This window comes from Methylobacterium platani (assembly GCF_001653715.1).
GTDB lineage: Bacteria > Pseudomonadota > Alphaproteobacteria > Rhizobiales > Beijerinckiaceae > Methylobacterium > Methylobacterium platani.
Genome location: NZ_LWHQ01000035.1, coordinates 17,626 through 37,699 on the forward strand (window position 1 = coordinate 17,626; position 20,074 = coordinate 37,699).

At 72.3% G+C, this 20,074-nt stretch carries 21 protein-coding genes; 10 read left to right on the plus strand and 11 right to left on the minus strand.

What is annotated here, in order from left to right:
* Positions 1 to 109 precede the first annotated feature (109 nt).
* The 3 genes from A5481_RS17440 (at position 110) to A5481_RS17450 (ending at position 3,491) form a co-directional block, all read left to right on the plus strand.
* Positions 110 to 340, plus strand: coding sequence for a heavy-metal-associated domain-containing protein (locus A5481_RS17440; protein ID WP_064504083.1), 231 nt, complete (start codon positions 110 to 112; stop codon positions 338 to 340).
* Positions 341 to 560: 220 nt separating this feature from the next.
* Positions 561 to 2,423 (plus strand): sensor histidine kinase, encoded by a 1,863-nt coding sequence (locus A5481_RS17445; RefSeq protein ID WP_082984930.1) that lies wholly within the window; start codon positions 561 to 563, stop codon positions 2,421 to 2,423.
* A gap of 372 nt (positions 2,424 to 2,795) precedes the next feature.
* Entirely contained in the window at positions 2,796 to 3,491 is a 696-nt protein-coding gene (locus A5481_RS17450; protein ID WP_245298643.1) for a peptidoglycan-binding domain-containing protein, read from the plus strand.
* 133 nt (positions 3,492 to 3,624) lie between these two features.
* Here A5481_RS17450 and A5481_RS17455 read toward each other — a convergent pair whose 3' ends face one another.
* Together A5481_RS17455 and A5481_RS17460 are read right to left on the minus strand one after the other, a co-directional pair.
* Positions 3,625 to 4,584 (minus strand): hypothetical protein, encoded by a 960-nt coding sequence (locus A5481_RS17455; RefSeq protein ID WP_064504085.1) that lies wholly within the window; start codon positions 4,582 to 4,584, stop codon positions 3,625 to 3,627.
* Between the two features lie 86 nt (positions 4,585 to 4,670).
* A complete protein-coding gene (locus A5481_RS17460) occupies positions 4,671 to 5,321 on the minus strand; it encodes an alpha-ketoglutarate-dependent dioxygenase AlkB (protein WP_064504087.1) in 651 nt (216 codons plus the stop codon).
* Between the two features lie 97 nt (positions 5,322 to 5,418).
* On the opposite strand from A5481_RS17460, the gene A5481_RS33655 reads away from it, so the two are divergent.
* Positions 5,419 to 5,649, plus strand: a complete 231-nt coding sequence (locus A5481_RS33655) for a hypothetical protein (protein ID WP_156311902.1) — start codon at positions 5,419 to 5,421, stop codon at positions 5,647 to 5,649.
* 44 nt (positions 5,650 to 5,693) lie between these two features.
* Here A5481_RS33655 and A5481_RS17465 read toward each other — a convergent pair whose 3' ends face one another.
* From A5481_RS17465 to gloB, 3 genes are all read right to left on the minus strand, one after another.
* A complete protein-coding gene (locus A5481_RS17465; RefSeq protein ID WP_245238914.1) occupies positions 5,694 to 6,566 on the minus strand; it encodes a hypothetical protein in 873 nt (290 codons plus the stop codon).
* A gap of 329 nt (positions 6,567 to 6,895) precedes the next feature.
* Entirely contained in the window at positions 6,896 to 7,333 is a 438-nt protein-coding gene (locus A5481_RS17470) for a cupin domain-containing protein (RefSeq protein WP_048434819.1), read from the minus strand.
* A gap of 5 nt (positions 7,334 to 7,338) precedes the next feature.
* Positions 7,339 to 8,118 carry a hydroxyacylglutathione hydrolase gene (gene gloB / locus A5481_RS17475; RefSeq protein WP_048434818.1) on the minus strand — a complete coding sequence of 260 codons (780 nt, stop codon included), beginning with the start codon at positions 8,116 to 8,118 and terminating at the stop codon, positions 7,339 to 7,341.
* A 176-nt stretch (positions 8,119 to 8,294) separates the two neighbouring features.
* On the opposite strand from gloB, the gene A5481_RS17480 reads away from it, so the two are divergent.
* Both A5481_RS17480 and A5481_RS17485 read left to right on the plus strand, forming a co-directional pair.
* Complete coding sequence (locus A5481_RS17480) at positions 8,295 to 9,041, plus strand: class I SAM-dependent methyltransferase (RefSeq protein ID WP_048434817.1); 747 nt, start codon at positions 8,295 to 8,297, stop codon at positions 9,039 to 9,041.
* A complete protein-coding gene (locus A5481_RS17485) occupies positions 9,038 to 9,760 on the plus strand; it encodes a MarC family protein (RefSeq protein WP_048434821.1) in 723 nt (240 codons plus the stop codon). Before A5481_RS17480 ends, A5481_RS17485 begins: the two co-directional genes overlap by 4 nt.
* On the opposite strand, the gene A5481_RS17490 is transcribed toward A5481_RS17485, so the two are convergent.
* A complete protein-coding gene (locus A5481_RS17490; protein WP_048434816.1) occupies positions 9,726 to 10,799 on the minus strand; it encodes an alpha/beta fold hydrolase in 1,074 nt (357 codons plus the stop codon). The genes A5481_RS17485 and A5481_RS17490 overlap by 35 nt on opposite strands.
* A 172-nt stretch (positions 10,800 to 10,971) precedes the next feature.
* Here A5481_RS17490 and dapB point away from each other — a divergent pair, with 172 nt between their 5' ends.
* Together dapB and A5481_RS17500 are read left to right on the plus strand one after the other, a co-directional pair.
* Positions 10,972 to 11,769, plus strand: a complete 798-nt coding sequence (gene dapB, locus A5481_RS17495) for a 4-hydroxy-tetrahydrodipicolinate reductase (RefSeq protein WP_048434815.1) — start codon at positions 10,972 to 10,974, stop codon at positions 11,767 to 11,769.
* Between the two features lie 31 nt (positions 11,770 to 11,800).
* Positions 11,801 to 12,424, plus strand: a complete 624-nt coding sequence (locus A5481_RS17500) for a 2,3-bisphosphoglycerate-dependent phosphoglycerate mutase (protein WP_048434814.1) — start codon at positions 11,801 to 11,803, stop codon at positions 12,422 to 12,424.
* Between the two features lie 192 nt (positions 12,425 to 12,616).
* Here A5481_RS17500 and A5481_RS17505 read toward each other — a convergent pair whose 3' ends face one another.
* Both A5481_RS17505 and pyrF read right to left on the minus strand, forming a co-directional pair.
* On the minus strand, positions 12,617 to 12,928 hold the full coding sequence (locus A5481_RS17505) for a DUF1330 domain-containing protein (RefSeq protein WP_048437064.1): 312 nt from the start codon (positions 12,926 to 12,928) through the stop codon (positions 12,617 to 12,619).
* 29 nt (positions 12,929 to 12,957) lie between these two features.
* On the minus strand, positions 12,958 to 13,668 hold the full coding sequence (gene pyrF / locus A5481_RS17510; RefSeq protein WP_048437065.1) for an orotidine-5'-phosphate decarboxylase: 711 nt from the start codon (positions 13,666 to 13,668) through the stop codon (positions 12,958 to 12,960).
* 536 nt (positions 13,669 to 14,204) lie between these two features.
* Here pyrF and A5481_RS33660 point away from each other — a divergent pair.
* Positions 14,205 to 14,480 (plus strand): hypothetical protein, encoded by a 276-nt coding sequence (locus tag A5481_RS33660; protein ID WP_156312135.1) that lies wholly within the window; start codon positions 14,205 to 14,207, stop codon positions 14,478 to 14,480.
* A gap of 293 nt (positions 14,481 to 14,773) precedes the next feature.
* Here A5481_RS33660 and A5481_RS17515 read toward each other — a convergent pair whose 3' ends face one another.
* From A5481_RS17515 to A5481_RS17525, 3 genes are all read right to left on the minus strand, one after another.
* Entirely contained in the window at positions 14,774 to 15,526 is a 753-nt protein-coding gene (locus A5481_RS17515) for a uracil-DNA glycosylase family protein (RefSeq protein WP_064504089.1), read from the minus strand.
* A 70-nt stretch (positions 15,527 to 15,596) separates the two neighbouring features.
* Positions 15,597 to 17,801 (minus strand): xanthine dehydrogenase family protein molybdopterin-binding subunit, encoded by a 2,205-nt coding sequence (locus tag A5481_RS17520; protein WP_048437067.1) that lies wholly within the window; start codon positions 17,799 to 17,801, stop codon positions 15,597 to 15,599.
* A 13-nt stretch (positions 17,802 to 17,814) separates the two neighbouring features.
* The gene (locus tag A5481_RS17525) at positions 17,815 to 18,270 is read right to left on the minus strand and encodes a (2Fe-2S)-binding protein (protein WP_048437068.1); all 456 of its coding nucleotides are present in this window, start codon (positions 18,268 to 18,270) and stop codon (positions 17,815 to 17,817) included.
* Positions 18,271 to 18,515: 245 nt separating this feature from the next.
* Between A5481_RS17525 and A5481_RS17530 the strand changes: the two genes are divergently transcribed.
* Complete coding sequence (locus tag A5481_RS17530) at positions 18,516 to 20,051, plus strand: sensor histidine kinase (protein ID WP_048437075.1); 1,536 nt, start codon at positions 18,516 to 18,518, stop codon at positions 20,049 to 20,051.
* Positions 20,052 to 20,074: the final 23 nt, after the last annotated feature.

Sequence of the window (20,074 nt, forward strand, 5' to 3'; positions counted from 1 at the left end):
CACGGCCGAGGGCTGCCCACGGTTTTCGCCGCGCCCTTGTCCAGAGTGCCGCAGTACCCGAGATGGCTTGCGCGGCCCTGGTGCGCCGCGACCGGACAGGAGAGTGGCGATGACCGATCGGGCCGAAGACCGGATGGAGCTCCTGATGAAGGTCGAGGGCATGACCTGCCAGGGCTGCGTCGCGGCGGTGACGAAGGCGATCCAGCGCCTCGACCCGGCGGCGCGGGTGGAGGTGGATCTGGCCGGCGGCCGGGTCGCGGTCGTCACCGATGCCCAGGCGCTCGACGTGGCCCAGGCGCTCGGCCGGGCCGGCTACGAGGCCGAGGCCATGACGGGCTGATGGCAAGACCGGGCGATGCAAGGACGAGCCGATGCCAGGACCTGGCGAGGCCGCGACCGGCCGAAACCGGGGCCGGCGACCGCCCTCGCGATCCACCGGGGGACAGTTCTCCCCGGGGGCCCGCGCTCTAACGTTCGTTTAAGCCGCCTCTGCGACGGTTCCCGGAGTTCGCAGTGTAGGGGCGCCGGGGCCGCGAGGTCTCCCGCGCTGGCGTGGCGGTGTGCGTATCAACAGTGCCTTTGCGTCCCTGATCGATGCCCGGCTCGCGGGCCTCGTCCATGATTCCGCCGCGGGCGACCCGGCCGAGCGGGCCCGCCACGAGCGGTTCCTGATCTCGCGGCTCGCCACCGGCGCCGTGCTGATGGCGATGCTGCCGCCCTACCTGCTGTGGCGCGGGGTGCCGACGCTCGTCGAGGCGGCCGCCGCGGCCTGCCTGATGCTGCCCGTCGTCGCGGCCCTGGTCCTGGCCCGGACCGGCAACCTCGCGATGGCCCACGGCCTGTCCTCGGCGGCGCTCACCGGGCTCGTCGTCTGCCTGGCGAGCCTGACCGGCGGGCCGACCTCGGCGGTGAGCATCTGGCTGGTGATGATCCCGGTCGAGGCGCTGCTCGCCGGCTCGCACCGCTCCGCGCTGGTCGCGGCCGGCTTCGCGATGCTGGGGGCGGTGGCGGTGGCGCTGATCGAGCCCGCGCAGGAATTCGGCTTGTTCGCCTGGCCGGCGGCCCTGGCGATGCCGGTCTTCGCCATCACGGCGATCTGCCACGTGCTGGCGCTGTCGGTCGAGCATCACCGCCGCGAGGGCCGCTGGAGCGACCGGCTCAACGCCGCGTCCTTGCGCGACGCGCTCCTGCTCGACGCCATCGACGACCTCGTCACCTGGCACGACCGCAACGGCAGCGTGCTGCAGGCGAGCCCGGCCGCGCGGGCGCTGGCCGGGACGACGCCGGACGCCCTCGAGGGCCGCGGGCTGTTCAACCGCGTCCACGTCTCCGACCGGCCGGCCTTCCTGACCGCGCTCAGCGCCGCCGCCGACCAGGCCCAGCCGGTGACGCTGCAGTTCCGCCTGCACGCCGCCGGCGAGGCGGGCGAGGCCGGCCGGGTGATCTGGGCCGAGATGCGCGCCCACCGGGTGCCGGGGGCGGCGGGGCCGGCGGCGCCCGGCGAGGCCGCCGTGGTTGCGGTGACCCGCGACGTCTCGGAGCACCGGCGCCGGGCCGAGGAGCTCGACCAGGCCCGGGCGGCGGCCGAGCGCGCCGACGAGGTGAAGAGCCGCTTCCTCGCTACCGTGAGCCACGAGCTGCGCACGCCGCTCAACGCCATCATCGGCTTCTCGGAGATGCTGGAGGCCGAATCGACCCTGGCGCTCGGCCCGGAGCGGCGGCGGGAATATGCCGGCATCATCCACTCCTCCGGCCGGCACCTGCTCGAGGTGGTCAACGCTCTCCTCGACATGTCGCGGATCCAGAGCGGCAATTTCGACTACGTGCCCGAGCCGTTCGACGTCGCCGGCCTCGCCCGCGGCGTATGCGACCTGATGCAGATCCGCGCCGACCAGGGCGGCGTGCGCCTGCGGCGGGAAGTCGCGGTCGACCTGCCGGAGATCACCGCCGACCCCCGCGCGTGCCGGCAGATGCTGATCAACCTGCTGTCGAACGCCGTGAAGTTCACCCCCCGCGGCGGCGAGGTGGTGCTGTCGGTGCGCCGGGTCTTCGACCGGGTCGAGATGGCGGTGGTCGATACCGGCATCGGCATCGCCGAGGCCGACCTGCCGCGCCTCGGCGACCCGTTCTTCCAGGCCGGCCTCGGCGCCGGTGCCGGCTACGGCCGCCCGCACGAGGGCACCGGCCTCGGCCTGTCGGTGGTGCGCGGCCTCGTCGGGCTGCACCACGGCGAGCTGACGGTGGAGAGCAGCCCGTCCCGCGGCACCCGGGTGGTCGTCGCCCTGCCGCTCGATTGCCGCGGCGTGCGCGCCGTCCCCGGCGGCCCGGTGCCGATCCGGACCGGCGCGCTCGCCGGGTCCCCGGCCGGACCCGCGACAGGCGGCTTCGCGGAGGCGCCCGCCACGATGCGGCTGACCGGCTGACCCCGCGTGGCCCACCCATCCCTGGTCCGCGACAAGGCGGCGAGATCGAAGGCGGCAGGAACGCAGGCGGCAAGGTCGAAGCCGGACCGCTCGAACCCGGAAGGAGACGCGATGTCCGACGCGCCGGCCCGGAGACCCGTCGAGGCCACGGCCCGACGGCGCGACGAGGCTTCGGCCCGTCCTATCGACGAGGCTCCGGCGCGTCGTCCCGACGAGGCTCCGGCGCGTCGGCACGATCCCGACGGGCCGCTGACCGCCGAGGCTCGACCGGCGCCGCGTCCGCGGCCGGTTCCCCGGGCGCCGCGCCCGCCCCGGAGCGCACCGCGCCCCGCCGGTCCCCTCGACCGCCTGCGGGCGCGGACCGACCGGCTGATGCGGCACCCGGCCGGCATCGTCGGCGGCCTCCTCGTCCTCGGGGCGGTGGCGGCGGTAGCGGCGAACGCCCTCAGCTTCCAGACCGGCCGGCACCCGGCCCCGCTCTTCGCCAAAGCTCCCGACAAGATCTCTCCCGACAAGGCGTCGACCGACCGGGCGTCGGCCGACCGGGGCGCGTCGCCGGCCGCGGAGGCCGCCGCCCAGGCGGGTGCCCGTGCCGATGCGCCGCGGTCCGCGAAGCCGGACGCCTCCCGGCCGGCGGCGGACGGCATCGGCGCGCTGATCCGTGGGGAGGGCCACGCCGCATCCGGCCCGAAATCCAGTCCGGCCAATGCTCAGGCCAAGCCCGCGGCGACCCGGGAGGCCGCGCGCCCGACGGTCCCCGTCCGGGAGGCGAGGGCCGCGGACAAGGCGCCGGATGCGAAGGCGGCGGATTCGAAGGCCGGGGAGCCGAACGCCACCGCCCTCCACGCGGCGCCGGCCGCCGGGGCGAAGCCCGACAAGGCGGTGGCCTACGCCCAGCGCGCCCTGGTGAAGCTCGGCTACGGCCCGCTCACCGTCGACGGCATCGCCGGCCCGAGCACCCGCGCGGCGCTCGCCCGCTTCGAGCGCGAGCGCCGCCTGCCCGGCGCCAGCGTGGCGCGCCGGACCCTGCAGGAGCTGGAGGCGCGCTCGGGGTTGAAGCCGGAGTGAGAGGCGGACAGGGGCCCGCGTCGCCGCGGCTCTGAGCGGACTTGCGTTGGCAGGCCACCGCTTCGCCCGCTTAGGTTCTTGTTGTGTCGCGGATTTTTGGCGCCGAACCGGTAACCGCTTCGGCGAAATCTGCTTAGAACGCGATCGCGTCCACCACCTTGCGGAAGCGCGGCAGCATCGCCTCGCGGTCGGAGGCGCGCACCACGCCGACGGCGCGGAAATAGCCGTCGGGCTGGAAGCGGATGGTCTGCGAGACCACGACCGGCGTGCCCGACGGCACGTCGACGGCCCGCGCGACGATCTCGTGCCAGTCGGCGCCGTTCTGGCGGAAGCTCTGCGACCGCTCGATCGCGAAGTCCTTCATCGTCTGGTTCGAGTACAGGGCGGCCTTGGCGAAGGCGTCGCGCTGCTCGGCGCCCGGGGCCGGCTGCACCGCCTCGGCGAGCACCAGGATCGGCTGCTCGAGGTTGACCATCTGGTCCTTGGGACCGACGGTGTAGAGCACCGAGTTGCCGCCGAGCACCCGCACCGGCCGGAAGCCCGCGGTGTCGGTGACCCGGAAGGGGAGGGCGGCGACCTGCTGGTCGAGGGTGAGCGCCGGGCGCACCCGCACGCTGGTCAGCATCGCCCGCATCGCGTCGTCCGCCTCGGCCCCGGGCAGGGTCTGGCCGATGACGATGCCGGTCACGGTCGGGTCGGAGACGAGGAAGACCCACTTGTGCAGGGCCGGCGTGCCGGGGGGCTGCTCGATCGGCTGCTCGCCGGTGACCAGCAGGCCCTCGCGCCCGTCGGCGAGCTTCAGGGTCTCGCGGCTCTTCACCACCAGGCCCTGGCTCTTCAGGTTCTCGTCGGTGAAGTTGGCGGTGAGGTCCTTGTAGGCCTGGGCCGGCAGCTCGACCACCGAGACCGTGGCGCCGCCGCCCGTCCGCTCGAAGCCGGTGAAGCGGCGCGAGACCACCATCTCCTTCGCCGGATCGAAGCCGAAGCGCGAGCCCGGCGGGTAGACCGGATCGGCCGCGAGCGCCGCGGCCGGCAGGCCGGCCAGGCAGGAGAGGAGCGCCAGGAGGCGCAGCGACAGGGGACTCGTCGACATCAGACTCGTCTCGGCTCGAAGAGACGCCGCCCGGGATCGGACGGCGCGGGACATGCGCGGATGCGTCGGCCGTGCGCGCCGGTCTGTCAAGCGCGGTCGATCGCCGAGACGCGCCGCAGGGTCAGGTTGAGGCGCCCGCCCGGCGCCACCGCCCCGGGCAGGGCCGGACCGGGCCCGAGCAGGTCCGGGCCGGCGGCGAGGATGCGGTCGACCCCGTGGAAGATGAGGCGCGAGGGACCGCCGATCACCAGGGCATCGCCCGAGGACAGCCGCACCGAGCGGGTCGGGTCGGAGCGGTTCATGCCGCCGTAGCGGAACAGGGCGGTCGCCCCGAGCGAGAGCGAGAGCACGGGAGCGGCGAATTCCGCCTCGTCCCGGTCCTGGTGCAGCCCCATCCGGGTGCCCGGCGCGTAGAGGTTGACGAGGCAGGCCTCGGGCTCGGTCGGGCAGCCGGAGAGCGCGGCCCAGGCCCGCGCGGCCGCCTCCGGCATCGCCGGCCACGGCCGGCCGGTCTCCGGATGCAGGGCCTGGTAGCGATAGCCGGCCCGGTCGGAGACCCAGCCGAGGGGGCCGCAATTCGTCATCCGGACCGAGAACGGCTTGCCGGTGCGCGGCATCGTCGGCGTGAAGGGCGGCGCCGCATGCAGGATCGCCGCGAGGTCGGCGGCGAGCGCGCCTTGCGCGGCCTCGTCGAGGTAGCCCGGGTAATGGACCAGGCCGGGGGCGAGCTCGATCAGGGGAGCAATCCTCTTCGCGGACGGGAGACTTTTTCCAGGCGGGCCCGCGTCCTAGCCGATTTCGCGCCCGGGCGGCAGATTCCCCGTGGTCGGTTCGTTGCCACGAGCGACCCCCAACGCCACCCTGATCGGCTCACGGGCCATCCTGCCCTGGTCGCTGCGGATCGTGCCGTTCTCCGCCCTGATTCCGGGGGGCTCGCGCGTCGCCCACCTCGCGGGCGCGATCCTCGGCCTGGCAGGTGCCGTCACGCCGTGTCTCGGCCGCGGCGCGCGCGGTTTCGAGGCGAGCGCTCTACCGGGCTCCGTCGCGGCGGCGAGCGCGCCTTGAAGCCGTCATGCGAGGCCGCAGGCAGGGAGGCGGTCCCTCGTCCGTCAGAACTCCATGCCGAACTTGACCCGGACGTTGTGCCGCTCGAACTGGTTCAGCCCGAGGGCGCGGCCCGCCAGGGCCGGGTCGGCGTCGCGGCCCCAGACCTGCCCCGCATACGCCACCGTCACCCACGTCTTCTCGGTGAACCGGTGATGCAGGGCCGGCCCGACGGTGAGCGCTTCGCTCTCCAGCCGGTTCAGGAAGGTCCCGTCGTAGCCGCGCAGGTAGCGCACCTCGGGACCCAGGTAGGTGTTCTCCCCTATGCGTGCCACGAGGGCGTTCGACCACAGGAATGTCGAGGAGCGGTAGCCCGGGCCGCCGCCCCGCCGGCGACCGGCAGCCGGTTCGAAGCTGATGTTGCTGCCGTACCAGAGCGTGTCCGGCACGACCTGAACGTCGAGCTGAAGCAGGCTCTCGATGTCGAAGATGTCGGCGCCGTTGCCCTCGACCGGCAGGATGCGCGTGAAGCGTGGGCGCACCTCCAGGGCGAGCCCCAGCGGCTGCTCCTTCGACCCTTTCAGGAACTGGTACTTCACCTCCAGGGAGGTGCCGTCGAAGGTGCCGTAGGACTTGTCGTCCAGATCCAGGATGGTGCGCTGGCGCCGCAGCGTGCCGAACGCGCTGAGCTCGATGCTCAGCTTGTCGATCGGGTTGAACTGATACGCCAACCGCGTGTCGAACACCCGGTAGGTCGACGAGCCGGGCCCGTCCTTGCGCTTGCCGACGCGCGTGACGGTATCGATGACCGCTTCCTGCTCCCCCTTCTCGCCGGCATCGGCGCCCTCGGTGAAGCCGAACAGGTGCTCGGTATCGACATCCTTCTCGCCTTTGCTCGGATCGGACGTCTCCGGCTTGCGGGTGCCGGAATCGGGCATGCCGTTCCGGTCCGCCCGAGGCTGTCCGCGGGAGTCGGCCCGGGCGGGCCCCGGACCCGCGAGAACGAGCAGCAGGCCCGCCGCCAGGCGCCGGATCGGCTTGGTGTGTCCGGTCATGGTCGCGCGACGGCCTCGGGGATGCACGGCTCCGGTATCTCTTCGCTTAGAGACGATGCCGGCCGGCCTGCCTGCTGCAAAAATGCGACGATCACAGGAACTTCGGGTTGCAGGGGACTGAGCGGGCCCATCGGCGCGGGCATCGACCCGCCGCCGATGGCGCCCGCTCCAGCCGTTCCATCCGTCGCGGGTCTCGCCCGGGATGACGCCCGCTATCCCCGCGGCATCGGCCGCCAGTCCGGCGGTGCCATCTCGAAGCCCTCGAAGCGAAAGCCCGGCGCCACGGTGCAGCTCACCAGGGTCCAGGCGCCGAGGCTGGTGGCGGTCTGCCAGTGGCCGGCCGGCACCACGATCTGCGGCCGGTGGCCCCGGGCGAGGTCGGGGCCGAGGTGGCGCGCCTCGGCGTCGTGGCCGTTGGGGCTGGTGGTGATCACCATCGGCGCCCCGGCATGCCACAGCCAGACCTCGGTGGCGTCGACCCGGTGCCATTCCGAGGTCTCGCCGATGTCGAGGAGGTAGTAGATCGCCGTCGAGGCCGGGCGCCCGTCGATCTCGCGGGGATCGCGGAACGTCTCGCGGTAATGCCCGCCCTCCGGATGGGGCTTGAGGTCGAGCAGGCGCACGACCTCGGCGGCTGTCAGCGCGTTCATCGTGCTCAGAACCGGTTCTTCCACTCGCGCAAGGCCGTGAACACCGCCGCCGGATCGGCGCCGGGCTCCATCCCGACCGCCCGGGCGAGCCCCGGCTCGGTCGCGCGCAGGAACGGGTTGGTGGCCTTCTCCTCGCCGAGCGTCGTCGGCACCAGGAAGCGGCCGTCGGCCCGGGCCTTCTCCGCGAGGAGCGCCCGGGACTTCAGGTTGCCGTTCTCCGGCTCGGCGGCGAGCGCGAAGCGGGCATTCGACAGCACGTAGTCGTGGCCGGAATAGATCACGGTCTCGTCGGGCAGGGGCAGGAAGCGCGACAGCGAGCGCCACAGCACCTGGGGCGGGCCCTCGAGCACCCGGCCGCAGCCGAGGGTGAACAGGGTGTCGCCGGCGAACGCGATCCCCGCCTCCTCGAACCAGTAGGTGACGTGGTCGTCGCAATGGCCCGGCGTCTCCCACACCGCCGCGGCGAGCGAGCCCACCGTCACCACGTCGCCCTCGCGCACGGTGGCGTCGACCTGCGGCACGGCGCTGCCGGCCTTGGCGGGTGCCGTCACCCGGGCGTTGGTGCGCGCCTTGACCTCCGGGATGCCCTCGACGTGGTCGCCGTGGCGGTGGGTGACCAGGATGTCGGTGAGGCGCCAGCCGGTCTCGTCGAGGGCGCGCAGGACGGCCGCCGCCTCCGGCACGTCGATCGCCGCGCAGGCGCCGGTCGCAGGGTCGCGCATCAGCACGCCGATATTGTCGCTCCGGCACGGAAAGGTGCGGATCTCCGGACGGATCTCGGGCATGGCGGCGCTTCCTCGAACAACCTCACGGCGCGGGAGATAGGGCGTCGCCGCCGCCCTCGCGAGGTGCGCCGGCAAATAGCGGGGAGCGCGCGGGCGGCGTTGCGGGTTGACGCCTTGCCGCGCTTCGCGCCACTCCCCATTGATGGCCGCGATGGCCCCCATGTCCCCGAGCACCGATGAGCGTCGACGTCACCGACCTGCGCGCCTTCTACGCCAGCCCCCTCGGGGCGGTGGCGCAGCGGCTCGTCGGCCGCACGGTCCACCGCATGCTCGGCTCGGTCTCGGGCCTGCGGGTGATGGGCCTCGGCTACGCCGTGCCGTATCTCGGCCCGGTCCGCCACGCCGCCGAGCGGACGCTCGCCTTCATGCCGGCGGCGCAAGGGGTGACGAACTGGCCCGGCTCCGGTCGCTCCGCCTCCTGCCTCGTCGATCCGACGATGATGCCCCTGCCCGACGCCGCCCTCGACCGGGTCCTGCTGATCCACGCCATCGAGGCGGTGGAGAGCCCGGCCGAGCTGATGCAGGAGGTCTGGCGCGTGCTCACCCCCGGCGGCCGGCTGATCGTCGCGGTGCCGAACCGCCGCGGCCTGTGGGCGCGGCGGGACGCCACACCGTTCGGCCACGGCCAGCCCTACAGCCGCTCGCAGCTCGGCCGGCTGATGCGCGAGACGCTGTTCCTGCCGGAGGACTGGGCCGAGACCCTGTACGTGCCCCCGGTGGAGGGCTGGCTGACCCTGCGCACCGCGAGCGCCTGGGAGCGGGTCGGCACCGGCCTGTCGCTGCCCTTCGCCGGGCTGCACGTGGTCGAGGCGACGAAGCAGCTCCACCGTCCGGTCGCCGTCCAGGCCCGCAAGGCCTCGCGCCTGCGCGCCCGGGTGCTGGCGCCGGTGCCGGTGCCCGCCCCCGTCCCGGGGGGCGCCTGATGCCGTTCCCGGGCGCGGACGCCGCGCTGCAGAGCTTCCTTCTCGCCTTCTCGGCCCTGTTCTCGATCGTCAACCCGCCCGGCTCGGCGCTGATCTTCGCGCAGGTGACCGCGGGCCGGAGCCACGCCGAGCGCACCTGGCTCGCCCGCCGCATCGGCGTCTACGCGGCCGCCGTGATGCTGGTCTCGCTCTGGGCCGGGGCCTCGGTGCTCAGCTTCTTCGGCATCTCGCTCTCGGCGCTGCGCATCGCCGGCGGCCTCGTGGTGGCGGCGCAGGCCTGGACCCTGCTCGCCGCGCCCGAGCAGCGCGAGGCACGCAAGACCGCGCAGGCCGAGCCGGTCCAGGGCAGCGAGGACGGGCCCGAACCGACCGCGCTCGCCGAGATCGCGTTCTTTCCCCTGACGCTGCCCTTCACCACCGGGCCCGGCACCATCGCGGTGGCGATCGCGCTCGGCGCCGGCCGGCCGGACGGCGGCACCGACCGGCTCGCCTACCTCGCCGGGGCGTCCGCGGCCTCCCTGGTCATCGCCGTGCTGATCCTGCTCGCCTACGCCTTCGCCGACCGGCTGGTCGAGCGGCTCGGCCATGCCCGGGCGCGGGTGCTCGGGCGGCTCGCCGCCTTCCTGCTCCTGTGCGTCGGCACCCAGATCACGCTCACCGGCGTCACCGACGTGCTGGGCCCGCTCATCGCGAATGCCAGGACAGGGTCCGGCCCGTAAGCGCCATCTGGGCCCCGATCGCCCGCAGGATCCGGGCCTTGGCCGAGTAGTGGATCATGTGGCCCTGGCCCGGCAGCAGGGTCAGGGTGCTGCCGGCCACCGCCGCGTGCAGGCGGCAGGATTGCTCCTGCGGGCTCACGACCGCGTCCGCGTCGCCCGACAGGATCGCCACCGGCAGGCGTAACGCCGCGTAGCGTCCCTGCATCAGGGCGACGGCGGCGTTCATGCTCGCGGTGTCCTCGGCGCTCGCCCGGCCTTGCGTGGCCGAGAGCGACAGCGCGACGGGAAAGCGCGCGGTGAACCGTGCCGGCACGGGCTGCGGGCTGAACACGTGGCGGAAGACCTGCGGCGCCAGCGCCCGGCCGACCGCGCCCGGCACCAGGGCCCGCGCCGCGTCGCCGAGACCGGGGACGGCGAGCGGCGCGATCATCGCCACGTCGGCCCGCCGACCCGGATAGTAGTAGCCGGAGAGCAGCACCAGCCCGCGCAGGTCGAGGGCCGAATCGGGGTCGTCGCGGAGCGCCAGGGCCAGCGCGACGAGGGTGCCCCAGGAATGCCCGACCACCACCGGCCGCTCGACCTTGAGCGCCGCGAGGACGTGGGCGACGAGCCGCGCCTGCGCGGCGGCGGTCCAGATCCGGTGCCGCGGCCGCTCGGTATGGCCGAAGCCGGGCCGGTCGATCGCGATCACCCGGTAGGATCTGGCCAACTGCTCGACCAGCCCGCAGATGACGAAGTCCTCCGCCATCGTGCCGTTGCCGTGGATCAGCACCACCGGCCGGCCCCGGCCGCGGACGATGGCATGGACCCGGATCCCGTCGACCTCGACGAAGCGGCCCGGCGGCGCGGGGGCCGGCGCGTCGGGCTTCAGCGCCTCGGCGCCCTCGCGCATCAGCGCGCCGGTCCGGCGTGCCGCGGCGGCGTTCGCGGTCGCGGTTGCCGTCGCCTTGGCGGTTGCCTTGGCGGTTGCGCGCAGGATCCTGACCGCGCCGGAGGCGGCGCGCCGGGTCGTGCGCCCTGGGACGAACCGAAAGGTCATGGGATCTCCGGCGCCATGCTGCATTGCGAAAAGGAAGATGGGGCCTTCGCAGTCCCGCGCATATCCCCCTCGCCCGTGCCCGCTTTTCTCCCGGCGCCTTGGCAGCACCCGCCGGCCCCTGTACGAGGCCCCGGGGCGGTCGCGGGCCGCCGGCACCAGGAGCATGACAGCCATGCGTCTCGTCGTCGTCGGCGCCTCCGGGCGCATGGGGCGGATGCTGATCCAGGCCGTGGCCGAGACCGAGGGCTGCACGCTGTCCGCGGCGATCGAGCGCGAGGGCTCGCCCGCGCTCGGCCAGGATGCGGGCGTGCTCGCGGGCCTGTCGCCCCTCGGCGTCCCGGTCACCGACGATCCGCTGCCCGCCTTCGCCGAGGCCGACGGCGTCCTCGACTTCACCGCCCCGGCCGCGACGGTGTTCTACGCCGAGCTCGCCGCCCAGGCCCGCATCGTCCACGTGGTCGGCACCACCGGCCTGTCGCCGGACGATGTCTCCAAGCTCGAGGCGGCGGCGTTCCACGCCCGCATCGTGCAGTCCGGCAACATGTCGCTCGGCGTCAACCTGCTGGCCGGCCTGGTGCGCAAGGTCGCCGCCACCCTCGGCGACGAGTACGACATCGAGATCCTGGAGATGCACCACCGCCACAAGGTGGACGCGCCCTCCGGTACCGCGCTCCTCCTCGGCGAGGCCGCGGCGGAGGGGCGGGGCGTCGCCCTGTCCGAGCGCAAGGTCGCGGTGCGCGACGGCCATACCGGCCCGCGCGAGCCCGGCAGCATCGGCTTCGCCACCCTGCGCGGCGGCAGCGTGGTCGGCGAGCACAGCGTGATCTTCGCCGGCGCCGGCGAGCGCATCGAACTCACCCACCTCGCCAGCGACCGCGGCCTGTTCGCCGCCGGCGCCGTCAAGGCCGCCCTCTGGGCGCTGGGCCGCGAGCCCGGCTTCTACGGCATGGACGACGTGCTCGGCCTGTAAGATTTCCCCACGAAACGGAGCGATACCCATCATGGAGCGTCTTCTCGTCCTCGCGCGCCACGGCCAGAGCGAGTGGAACCTGAAGAACCTGTTCACCGGCTGGAAGGACCCGGGGCTCACCGAGCTCGGCGTCGAGGAGGCGCGCGCGGCCGGGCGGCGGCTCAAGGCGAAGGGCGTGCAGTTCGACGTCGCCTTCACCTCGGACCTCTCGCGGGCCCAGCGCACCTGCGCGCTGATCCTGGAGGAGCTCGGCCAGTCAGGCCTGCCGACCCACGCCGACGCCGCCCTCAACGAGCGCGACTACGGCGACCTGTCGGGCCTCAACAAGGACGATGCCCGCGCCAGGTGGGGCGAGGAGCAGGTCCATGTCTGGCGCCGCTCCTACGACGTGCCCCCGCCCGGCGGCGAGAGCCTGAAGGACACCGTGGCCCGGGTGCTGCCCTACACGATGCGGGAGATCCTGCCCCGGGTGATGCGCGGCGAGCGCGTGCTCGTCGCCGCGCACGGCAACTCGCTGCGCGCCCTGGTGATGGTGCTCGACGGGCTCACCACGGAGACGATCCCGGGCCTCGAGCTCCATACCGGCGTGCCGCTGGTCTACCACCTGAAGGACGACACCACCGTCGCCTCGAAGGAGGTCCTCGACCGCGACTGAGCGGCGGGGCGGATTCACGGCGGCTCCCGGACCGGGAGCCGCCGGCCCGCCTCATCCAAAATCCGATTGATTGCGAAATCCGATTGATTGCTTCGCAATGCGGATTTCGGCTTCGCTCAGGCGTGCGGAGCCTGCGGCTCCGCCGCGCCGGCTGGTGATACCGTTTCCGGAAGGGATCGTCCGGAAACGGTATCAGCCCTCGCCGGGCTGCGCGCCGTCGTAGCCCTCGATCACCACGAGGTCGATCTCGGCCCCGCCCTCCTGCTTGGCGCGGGCGGCCTGGTACTCGGGCGAGTGCCAGCAGGCGAGGGCCTGGTCGTAGCTCGGGAACTCGATCACCACGTTGCGGGCGCGGCTCGTGCCGCTGACCGCCTCGAAGCTGCCGCCGCGCACCAGGAAGCGCCCGCCGAACCTGGCAAAGGCGACGCCGTTGGCGGCGACGTAGTTCTTGTAGGCCTCCGGCTTCGAGACGTCGACGCGCCCGATCCAGTATCCCTTCGCCATGCGGCTCCTCCCGTTGTCGTCCGTGGGTTCTAGAGCGCCGCCGCCATCTCGTCGACGATGCGGCGGGCGACGTCGCGCGGGTCGGCGGCCCCGGTGATCGGCCGGCCGACCACGACGTGGTCGACGCCGACGCGCATCGCCTCGGCCGGAGTCACGACCCGCTTCTGGTCGCCGATCGCGGCACCGGCCGGGCGGATGCCCGGTGTCACGATCAGGCGGTCGGGCCCGATCACCGCCCGCACCTGCGCGGCCTCCGCCGCCGAGCAGACGATGCCGTCGATGCCGATATCCTTGGCCGCCGCGGCGCGCGCGGCGACGAGGTCGGTGACGGGGAGCGCGTAGCCGGCCTCGCGCGCGTCGGCATCGTCGTAGGAGGTCAGCACCGTGACGCCGAGGATCTTCAGGCCGCTGCCCGCCTTGTCGCGCCCGCTCGCCGCCGCCCGCATGGTCTGGGGATAGGCGTGCACGGTGAGGAAGGTGGCGCCGATCCCGGCGAGCGACTGCACGCCCTCCTCGACCGTGTTGCCGATGTCGTGGAGCTTGAGGTCGAGGAACACCTTGTGGCCGCCCCGGACCAGCCGCTCGGCGAGGGTCAGGCCGCCGGCGTAACCGAGGCGGTAGCCGATCTTGTAGAAGCTCGCGGCGTCGCCGATCCGCGCGATCAGGCGCTCGGCCTCGTCGGTGCTCGCCATGTCGAGGGCGACGATCAGGCGGTCGCGGGGGCTGATGGGCTCGGGCACGGGACCTCCGTACGTATGCTGCATATGCTCCCATCGGGGGAGCGCGGCCCGGAATCAAGTGCGGTGCGCCATACGATCCCCGCCAGGACAGGGCGTCACATCGGGCGGAGGGCCGGTATCGGGCTGTCGGCACCACCTTTGAACCTGTTTTCCGAAACCGATGCGGTTCACCGGAGTGCGGTAGGGCCGAGCGAACGCCAATGGCGGAATCTGGCTGCATCATGTGCCAAGCGCATGGCGTCGGCCGACAGGAAGCACGATCAGGCAGGGATCCGCCACGCCGCGATGCCGCTCCAGTCAAACGCCGAACCGGAAAAAAGGAATATATCGCGCGTCTTGCCCAGTCCGGCGTATGAAAGGGTGACTCGTCGAGCCACTTGCGCAATGTCTAACACGCTCATCCCGCACCCAACCAATGGGACTAATTTCTTTGGCAAGGTTCTCGAAAAAACCGTAGGAAAGATTCTCATTCCCGCTGATCGTATTGTTTTGAGGCAAGGTCGTTACGGTCAAGGAGGTTTTGGAGCTGCCCATATTTGGCAACGGCACAAAAAGAGACCATCTCTGCCGGGTTCGATGCCGAAAGTGATGTCGTGCATTACGTTGCATCGATCATTGTCCCGGGTGCGCCGATTTACTGTGAATTTACCCGGATGCGTGACACCAGGCTCACGGTCGTCCGTAGTTCGACAGGAATGGCGATTCTGCAGCATCAGCCGCACGGGCAGATCGGGCCTTGCTACAGCATCGTTACGGCGTACAGCGGCAAGAATCCGCATGGAACGCGCATCGGTAAAGTCGAGGTGCCTTGAGTGGCGGCGCCTGCGCCCCACGTAGAATGGAAAAAAGGCTCACGAAGCTTATGCCTCACAAGCCTTTAATTCGGGAATTTCGACGGTAGAAGCGGCACCTTAGCTCCGAGGGGTTGGTGCCCAACTTAATGTCCCGTCAGCAGATGCCTGCACATCTGGTTGCCCTGGCGACCCGGGTACGTGACGCAGGGTCCCGAGTCAGCATGCTCTTTGCAACTGAGCGTAACATAGGGTTTCGAATCGGAGAGTCAAGGACGCGACGGCAGATGCTGATGCACGCCGAAGCACCGCCGTCATGTGACGGGCCGCCGCCGTTCTCCTTCGACATCTGGGCGCCGGTCATCCTGCCGATGCCCCCGGCCGACCTCCCGGGCCAGCCGCGCCACCTCCTCCCGCAGCACCGGCAACAGCTCGGCCTCGAACCACGGATGCTTCCTGAGCCACGGCGTGTTGCGCCACGACGGGTGCGGCAGCGGCAGCAGGCGCGGGCGCCGGGGCTCCGAGACGATCTCGCGCCAGCGCGCCACCGTGCTGGTGAGGCCGCCGGGCCGGCGGCCGAGATGCCAGGCCTGCGCGTATTGCCCGATCAGCAGGACCAGTTCGAGGTCCGGCAGCCCGGCGAGCAGCGGCGCCCGCCAGGTCTCGGCGCATTCGCGCCGCGGCGGCAGGTCGCCGCCCTTGGCGTCGTGGCCGGGAAAGCAGGCGCCCATCGGCACGATCGCGACGAGGTCGGGGTCGTAGAAGGCCGGTTCGCCGAGGCCGAGCCACTCGCGCAGGCGCTTGCCGGAGGGATCCTGGAACGGCACTCCGCTCTGGAACGCCCGGTTGCCCGGGGCCTGGCTGGCGATGCAGATCCGGGCCCGCGACGTGCCCTGGACGATCGGCCGCGGCTCGACCGGCAGGGGAGGGCCGTGGCGGGGCGCCTCGCGGCAGAGCCGGCAGGCGCGCACCCGCCCGGCCGTCTCGGCGAAATCCGGTGCGGACGAAAAAAGGGTGCGGCTCTCGCCGCACCCTGAAGTCGTCTCGGGTCCAAAACTGGAAGTCATGCTCCTCATATAGGGCGGAGGTTAAGCGTGTGGTGCGCGATCACACGCCGCCAGGCGCCGTGAGGCGCGATCACACGCCGCGGAGTGCCGCGAGGTCGAGGGGCAGCGAGCGCAGGCGCTGGCCGGTGGCGGAGAAGACCGCGTTCGCGATCGCGGGACCCAGCACCGGGACGCCCGGCTCGCCGATGCCGGTGGGGGCGGCGGCCGAGGGCACGATGTGGACCTCGACCTTCGGCATCTCGCTCATCCGGGTCGGCTCGTAGGCGTCGAAGTTCTTCTCCTGCACCTCGCCGTCCTTGAAGGTGATCCTGTTGCGCAGGACCGCCGAGAGCGCGAAGCCGACCGCGCCCTCGACCTGGGCCCGGATGATGTCCGGGTTCACCGCGACGCCGACATCGACCGCCGCCACGATCCGGTTCACCTTCACCTTGCCGGCCTGCGCCGTCACGTCGGCCACCATCGCCACGTAGGAGCCGAAGGACTCGTGCGCGGCGACGCCGTAGCCGCGACCGGGCTTCGTCTCGCGGGCGCTCCAGCCCGCCTTCTCGGCCGCCAGCGTCAGCGCGGCGGAGAGCCGCGGCGCCTGTTTGAGCAGGCCGAGCCGGTAGGCGACCGGGTCCTGGCCGGCGGCGTGCGCCAGCTCGTCGATGAACACCTCCATCGCCTGCGCGGTGTGCGAGTGCCCGACCGAGCGCCACCACAGCACCGGCACGCCCTCGCGGGCGTTGTGGACTTCGAACCGGTAGGCCGGCAGCGCGTAGGGCGTGTCGGACGCGCCCTCGACGGTGGTGGCGTCGACCCCGTCCTTCACCATCATCGCCTCGAGGGGCGTGCCGATGATGATCGACTTGCCGACGATGCGGTGCTCCCAGCCGGTGATCGCCCCCTTGGCGTCGAGGCCGGCGCGGATGCGGTGATAGGCGGCGGGGCGGTAATAGCCGCCGGTGATGTCGTCCTCGCGGGTCCAGACGAGGTGGATCGGGGCCGTCTCGCCCGTCGCCTTCAGGATCGCGGCGGCCTCCGCGATGTAGTCGGCGGAAGCCGTGGCGCGCCGGCCGAACGAGCCGCCGGCCCACAGGGTGGTGATGCGGACCTTGTCGGCGGTGGTGCCGAGGATGCCCGCCGCCACCGCCTGCTCGATCGTCTGGAACTGCGAGCCGGCATAGATGTCGTAGGAGCCGTCCCCGGCCCGCTCGATCGTGGCGTTGAGCGGCTCCATCGGCGCGTGCGCCAGGTAGGGGAAGCTGAACTCCGCTTCCAGCACCTTGGCGGCGCCCTTGATGGCGCCGGCCGCATCGCCGCTCTTCGAGGCGACGAGGCCCGGCTTGTCGGCCAGCGCCTTGTAGGCCGCAGCTTGCGATTCCGTCGACTGACGCTCGGCGCCGGCATCGTCCCAGGCGAGCGTCAGGGCCTCGCGGCCCTTCATCGCCGACCAGGTGTCACGCGCCACCACCGCGACGCCGCTCGGGATGCGCACGATCTGCACCACCCCCGGCACCGCCTTCGCGGCCGTGTCGTCGACCGATTGCAGCGTCGCGCCGAAGCGCGGCGCGCGGGCGACGAGCGCCGTGAGCTGGTTCGGCCGGCGCACGTCGAGGGCGTAACGCGCGCTGCCGTCGGTCTTCTCCTTCGAATCGAGCCGGGGCAGTTTCGTGCCGATCAGCCGGAAGGCGGCAGGATCCTTCAGCGCCGGGTTCTCGGGGATCGCCTGCAGGGCGGCCTTGGCGGCGAACGCCCCGAACCGGCTCTCCTTCCCGCTCGCGTGGCGCAGCACGCCCTTGTCGACCGTGATCTCGCCGGCGGGAACCTTCCACTCCTGGGCGGCAGCCGCGACCAGCATGGCGCGGGCGGCCGCCCCCGCCTTGCGCAGCTGGATCCAGGAATTCGCCACCGCGGTCGAGCCGCCGGTGCCCTGGATCGGCCCGAAGGCGAGGTTGTTGTAGAGGCTGGCATCGGCGGGGGCGAAGACCGCGTGCATCTGCGCCCAGTCGGCGTCGAGCTCCTCCGCCACGATGGTGGCGAGCCCCGTCGTGTTGCCCTGGCCCATGTCGAGGTGCTTGATCACCACCGTCACGGTGTCGTCGGCGGCGATGCGCACGAAGGCGTTCGGCTTCGCCGGGGCCTTCGACAGGTCGGGGCCGGCGGCGGCGCGGGCGCCCTTCGGGTCGAGGGTGAGGCCGATCACCAGGGCGCCGGCGACGGCGGCCGAGCCGCCCAGGAAGGCGCGGCGGGAGGCGACGGCGGCGTCGCGCGTCGTGAATCTGCGGTTGAGCATGGCGGCGTCCCGATCAGGCGAGGGAGCGGGCGGCGTCGTGGATCGCCGCGCGGATGCGCTGGTAGGTGCCGCAGCGGCAGACGTTGCCGTCCATGGCGGCGTCGATGTCGGCGTCGCTCGGCGTCCTGTTCTCCGACAGGAGGCCGATCGCCGACATCATCTGGCCCGACTGGCAGTAGCCGCACTGCACCACGTCGAGGCTGCGCCAGGCCGTCCGGACCGCCTCGGCGACCGGCCCCGAGATCCCCTCGATCGTGGTGATCCTGGCCTCGCCGACGTCGCCGAGGCGGGTCTGGCACGAGCGCACCGGCTGCCCGTCGAGATGGACCGTGCAGGCGCCGCACTGCGCGATGCCGCAGCCGTACTTCGTGCCGGTGAGGTTGAGGTGGTCGCGGATCGCCCAGAGGAGCGGCATCTCGGGATCGGCCTCGACCTCGTAGGTCCGGCCGTTGAGGGTGAGCTTCGTCATCGTGCGCTTCCGACGAGAGGCTGGAACGGTTCCAGGCCCGCTTGTGTGCGGCTGCTCCTGTACCGCCGGCAAGCGGGGCCGATGTGCGCCAGCGCACCCGTCCTCGCGTGCCGCAGCGGCAGGGCGGGACGGGGGTTTGCGTCGCATTCGTGGGGTTCCGGCAGGGGGACCTTAACGAATTTCGACCAGCCTCTCCCGGGCCGGCCGGCGGAATGATGCCCAGGGAGCGGTACGATCCGATCGCGATGTCCGAAGTCACGGCGCAAATGGTCCAGCGCGGGCGCGGCCCGACGGCGGAGGAGACGGCCCGGCGGCGCAAGGTCGCGCGGGACGTCCGCTCCGCCCGCGAGCGGCTGACCTCCTCGATCGGGCTCGAGCGCGCCTTCGACTACGAGCTCCTGCGCGTCTACGCCCAGTACCGGCTCGGCGCCTTCCTGCCCCAGGTGGTGCTGGCCTGCTGCATCGCCGCGGCGTCGGTGTTCTGGGCGCCGTCCCTGCTCGGCGGCGCCTGGTGCGCCGGCGTGCTGGTGGCGATCGCCGGCAACACCGCCCTGTCGCGCTCGCTCCTGCGGCAGGACCCGGACGCGATCTCGCTGAGCGCCTCGCGCCGGCGGGTGATCCTGGGCGAGGCGGTGCAGAGTGTCGCCTGGGCGCTGCTCGCCCTGATGCTGGTGAAGGTCGACGCCGCCAACGCCCGCACCTTCGTGATGTTCGTCCTCGTCATCGTGGCCGCCGTGACCACGATGCTCGCCGCCACGGTGCCGCTCGCGGCCTATGCCGGGCTCCTGCCGCTCAGCGCCGCCACCGCGGCGCTCCTGTGCCTGTCGCGCGAGGCGGAATCCGTCCTGCTCGTCGCCATGGCGGTCTGCGCGCAGGTGTTCTTCCTGTTCCTGTCGAACCACCTGCACGGCTCGACGGTCTCGGCGCTGCAGTCGCGGGCCGAGAAGGACGCGATCTTCGGAGAACTGGAGCAGGCCAAGGCCAATTCCGACGAGGCGCGCCGGCGCGCCGAGGAGGCCAACCTCGCCAAGTCGCGCTTCCTCGCCACCATGAGCCACGAGCTGCGCACGCCGCTCAACGCCATCCTGGGCTTCTCGGAGGTGATGAAGAACGAGGTGTTCGGCCCGCATTCCTCGGCCTCCTACCAGGAATACTCGACCGACATCCACGACAGCGGCCTGCACCTGCTCAACCTCATCAACGAGATCCTGGACCTCTCGCGGATCGAGGCCGGGCGCTACGAGCTGAACGAGGAGGCCCTGGCGCTCGCCTACGTGGTCGAGGAGAGCCGGCACATGATGGCCCTGCGGGCGCGGGCCAAGAACCAGACCTTCCGCGAATTGATCGACCCGACCCTGCCGCGGCTCTGGGCCGACGAGCGGGCCCTGCGCCAGATCGTGCTCAACGTGCTGTCGAACGCCGTCAAGTTCACCCCGCCGGGGGGCGAGATCGTCATCAAGGTCGGCTGGACCTCGTCGGGCGGCCAGTATGTCAGCGTGAAGGATACCGGCCCGGGCATCCCCGAGGACGAGATCCCGACCGTGATGTCCTCGTTCGGCCGCGGCTCGCTGGCGATCAAGACCGCCGAGCAGGGCTCCGGCCTCGGCCTGCCGATCGTCAAGGGCCTCGTCGACCTCCACGGCGGCGGCTTCCAGCTGAAGTCGCGCCCGCGCGAGGGCACCGAGGTGATCGTGACCTTCCCGGCGACCCGGGTGATGGACGCGCTGCCGGCGGTGGCGAAGGAGAGCCCCGCCCCGGCGCGATCGGTCCGGGCGGCATAATCAGGGATGTCTACGCTCTGACC